Annotated in this window: 2 protein-coding genes and 1 pseudogene; 1 reads left to right on the top strand and 2 read right to left on the bottom strand. The window is 60.6% G+C overall.

Translation table 11 applies throughout. From position 1 onward, the window contains the following. Nucleotides 1-190: 190 nt before the first annotated feature. Nucleotides 191-1,426 (bottom strand): cytochrome P450, encoded by a 1,236-nt coding sequence (locus ABZZ74_RS52800; RefSeq protein ID WP_356951256.1) that lies wholly within the window; start codon nucleotides 1,424-1,426, stop codon nucleotides 191-193. A 1,054-nt stretch (nucleotides 1,427-2,480) separates the two neighbouring features. Here ABZZ74_RS52800 and ABZZ74_RS52795 point away from each other — a divergent pair. Beyond that, entirely contained in the window at nucleotides 2,481-3,566 is a 1,086-nt protein-coding gene (locus ABZZ74_RS52795) for a polyprenyl synthetase family protein (RefSeq protein ID WP_356951255.1), read from the top strand. Between the two features lie 109 nt (nucleotides 3,567-3,675). Here the strand turns inward: ABZZ74_RS52795 and ABZZ74_RS52790 are convergent. Next, nucleotides 3,676-3,958: pseudogene (locus ABZZ74_RS52790) on the bottom strand (transposase); the annotation flags it as partial.

Here is a 3,958-nt window from a genome sequence, read left to right as displayed (position 1 = left end):
CCCGTACTCACCGCGCTCGGGTACACAGTCCCGGCCGGCGCCCTCACCGTGACCACGGCACAACAGCTCGCCGCGATCGCCGGGCACGACCTCACACCCCCGTAACCCTCACCAAGATCTAGGAGTTATTGATCGGCAGGTCCCTGGCCATGACGTCACCCCGAAGTGAAAAAAACTTAGTTGCTCTGTGTCACCACTCGACGGGTAGCGAATCCAGTCCGTAGACCAGCATGTTGTGTCGGAAGCTCAGCTCTTCCAACGGCTTGGACACCCTCAGATCCGGCAGTCGGCGTAGGAGCTCGGTGAGCGCCGACTGCATTTCGATCCTGGCGAACCACTGTCCGATACACTGGTGGATTCCATAACCGAAGGTCAACTGCTTCTCTGCTTTACGCCTGATGTCAAATCGGTCAGGGTCCCGGAAAACCCGCGGGTCCCGGTTGGCTGCGGCCACATTGAGCAACAGGCCTTCCCCTTCCTTGATGGTGACACCCGCGATCTCCAAGTCCTCCTTTGCTGCCCTTGGCATTCCGTCTGTGGCCGCGACGCTATGGAGCCGTAGCATCTCTTCCACCGCCGCCGGAACCAACTCAGGATGGTCGAGAAGCAAAACCCACTGGTCGCGGCGGAGTAGAAGCTCGAGTAGACCGAGAGCCAGGGCGCTGGCGGTGGTATCCACCCCACCGATGAGCAGAGTCAGCACCAGGTTGACCGTCTCCTGATGGGTAAGCATGCCCGGAATTTCATAATCGGTGACCAAGTTGCCCAGCAGGTCGTCCGAGGGATGCGCAGCCTTGTTGGTCACCAGCCTGTCCACGTGGGCGACCATGTCACCGAGGCTCTCGTCCAGGCTTTCTTGACTACTCGTCAAATTAAGGATGACCTTGCTGAGTTCCAGGAAATAGGCGTAGTTCTCATAGGGTACGCCGAACAGCTGACATAAGACGAGCATGGGCAGCGGCAGCGCGAGCTCCTCCAAGAGATCCGCAGGTGGTCCGACAGCGATTATGTCGTCCAGCAGCGACGACACCACGGCCTCGACCTGCGTCCGCCGCTTCTCCGCGCGTCCGGCTGTGAATTCTCTTGCGAGCATGCGACGCTGCCGGGTGTGCGCGGGCGGGTCCATTCGGACGAAGCTGATCGGCTCACCCCCCATCAGTTCCAGCTGCTTCAGCACGGGCGTGACAAACGGATAACCAGGACTGCGGGGGTCCGAGCTGAGCCGTGGGTCGCGTAAGGCATCACGTACGTCTGAATAGCGGCTTACCAACCACGGTTGAGTGCCATCCCACAGAGTGACCCGCGAGACGGGCCGTTCCTCGCGCAGCTTGTCCACCAACGGTGCGAGTTTTATCGGGCAGGCGGAGCGGGAGGCGGGGTACGCGGGTGACGATTCAATATCGGTGCGATCGATGCTGTTTTTCATGATGGTGAACTTTCGGTCAGTAGATGTGGGTCATTTCCATCGGAAGGCGATCGCGCGTTGTCGCGAGTGCACCTAACCGCGTCACAGGCATACCACTGGATTGACCGGTCGAGACAGCCATGCCCGGGCCTTTCCCGGGATTCGGGTTCAACTATGAAGCGACGTTCCAGCTGCTGAACACGCGACCCGTCAGTGGGCCCTTGACGTGGCGTCCCAATGGACGTTTCCGACGCTTCAAGGTGCCGCTAAAGAAGGAGTAACAACCCCGCTGGATCTTACATGCAGCGCACTGACACGTCGAGCCTTCAAGGTTGCCGCCATTTCATATGCCGGCGGAGCAACCGTGCGCAAGAAGCGCACAGTACAGGCCATCTCGCATAAACGCACTACTATGAATGATGCCCTGATGTGTCCTGCTTCGCCGGGGGGAGTGGAAATCACCATTACGGACTGTCACCAGGGCTGGCGGGTAGCTGATAACGACCGCTCCACCAACATGGCCTGGGCTTGAGCAGCGAACACGTGCCTCTCCGGCTGTCTGGCGCGATTGCGTGAAGACCAACGTGAAGGCCCGCCCCCGTTCGACGCGGTCACGTTCGGTAGTGACCAATTTGGATCCATTACGTTCAGTAGTGCAACCGGACCGATCTGGCGGTACGCACCGGAGTTGGTACTGTCAGGTTGGCGTCACCGGGCGTTCTAAGATGCGATCGCTTTGAACTCTTCCCTTCCTCGCTTTTTTGCTTCCTCGCAGAGCGGAGTCGATTACGCGATGCTCACTGAACCCTGCACGCATCCAGGGCGAGAGTCGCCCCCCACAACGGAGTCGGAACCGATTCTATGAACAGGATGACGAGACACTGGTACAGGTCTCGCCTGTTAGTGCTCCTGACACAATTCTTATGAATGTTTACGGAGGGTTGATGATTAGCGCCGTGGAAAAATCCATCGCGCCTTTCACGCCAGGGCAGCACCCTCGCGAGGGGCGGGTTCACCTCGAGGGCATGGTCGTCGAAGCCGTCGCACTTGTTCTCTATCTTGAGAGCGGCGTTTCATGCCCGGGATAACAGAGTTTGGCACACTTGACCTCTCGTGTATCCGGCAGCGCGTTGACAGTGCCCTGGACGACTTTTTCGATACAAAGGCCAACAAAGTCGACTCACCTGAGCAACAAGAACTGATCGCTCTGCTTCGTAGATTCCTCGCTGGTGGTAAAAGGATCCGCTCGACACTGTGCACGGTCGGTTGGCATGCCATCACCGGCCACGAGGCTCTGCCTCCCAGCGCGGTTCTCCGGACGGCAGCTTCGTTGGAGCTATTCCATGCCTTCGCCCTCATCCATGACGACGTCATGGACAATTCCGCCAGCCGCCGCGGCATGCCCACCATCCACCGATATCTCGCGGCCAGGTACGCCGACCGTCGCAGCCCGCAGCAGGCTGAGTGCCTCGGTATCTCCGGCGCCATCCTTCTTGGAGACCTCGCGCTGGCCTGGTCCGACGAATTGCTCCACGCAGCAGGCCTCACTCCAGCGGAACTTGCCGGAGTCCTTCCGATCATCGAAGCCATGCGCAACGAGGTCATGCACGGTCAGTATCTGGACGTCATTACTACCGGTCGGCCCACAGCCGACACCGCGCGTGCACTCGACATCATCCGTTACAAGACCGCGAAATACACCATCGAACGCCCTATGCACATAGGAGTTCTCGTTGGGGGTTGTGCCGCCGAGGCAATCCGTGCCGCTGTCAGCGCTTACGCCCTTCCGATCGGCGAGGCCTTCCAGCTTCGCGACGATCTCTTGGGTGTCTTCGGCTCCCCGGAGCAGACAGGCAAGTCCATCCTTGAGGACCTCCGGGACGGCAAGCACACCTATCTCATGGCCCTCGCCCTCAGGCACGCCGATTCGGACCAGCGGAATCTGTTGTACGAACTGCTCGGAAACCCGGAGCTGGACGAGCACGGGGCTGCTCAGATCCGTGGGGTCCTTCAGGCAACTGGGGCCCCTGCCATCGTGGAACACATGATCAGCAACCGCCGCCGACGGGCCCTTGCCGTCCTGGCCGACCTTCCGTTCCCGCCTCCGGCGATTGAAGCGCTGAAGAACTTCGCGCTCAGGGCCACGGCGAGGATCTCATGATGTCACCTAGTAGGACTCCGTTAGGTCGCTCTGGCTCTTGGGTTTGGGCTGGTGGCGGATGTTCTGGGCAGAGGTCGGTGGCAGGTGGTGCAGGTGCTGGTCCAGCAGTTCAGCAGGTCCTGGATGGCGTCGAGGATCTGGTAGAGGGTGAGTCCGCTGTATCGGACCAAGGTGACGTGGTGATGCCACCCGGTCCAGGAACGTCCCTCGAAGTGGTCCAGGCCCAAGCCGTGCTTGAGTTCCCGGTAGTCGTGCTCGATGCGCCAGCGGATCTTGGCCAGGCGGACCAGTTCGGCAGGCGGGGTGGCGGCGGGCAGGTTGGACAGCCAGTAGTCGGTGGGTGCTTCGGCGTCTTCGGGCCATTCGGCCAGCAGCGTGACCTCGGGCAGGAC

Origin of the sequence: Streptomyces sp. NPDC006476, assembly GCF_040612015.1 — a bacterium.
Taxonomy (GTDB): domain Bacteria; phylum Actinomycetota; class Actinomycetes; order Streptomycetales; family Streptomycetaceae; genus Streptomyces; species Streptomyces griseorubiginosus_B.
The sequence above is the reverse complement of the archived record's forward strand: the minus strand, read 5'-3'. Positions and strand labels throughout refer to the sequence as shown.

What these genes read in the sequence shown, in the direction of transcription:
- ABZZ74_RS52795 (WP_356951255.1), top strand. Translation starts at nt 2,481, where the DNA reads ATGCCCGGGATAACAGAGTTTGGCACACTTGACCTCTCGTGTATCCGG.
- ABZZ74_RS52800 (WP_356951256.1), bottom strand. Translation starts at nt 1,426, where the DNA reads ATGAAAAACAGCATCGATCGCACCGATATTGAATCGTCACCCGCGTAC.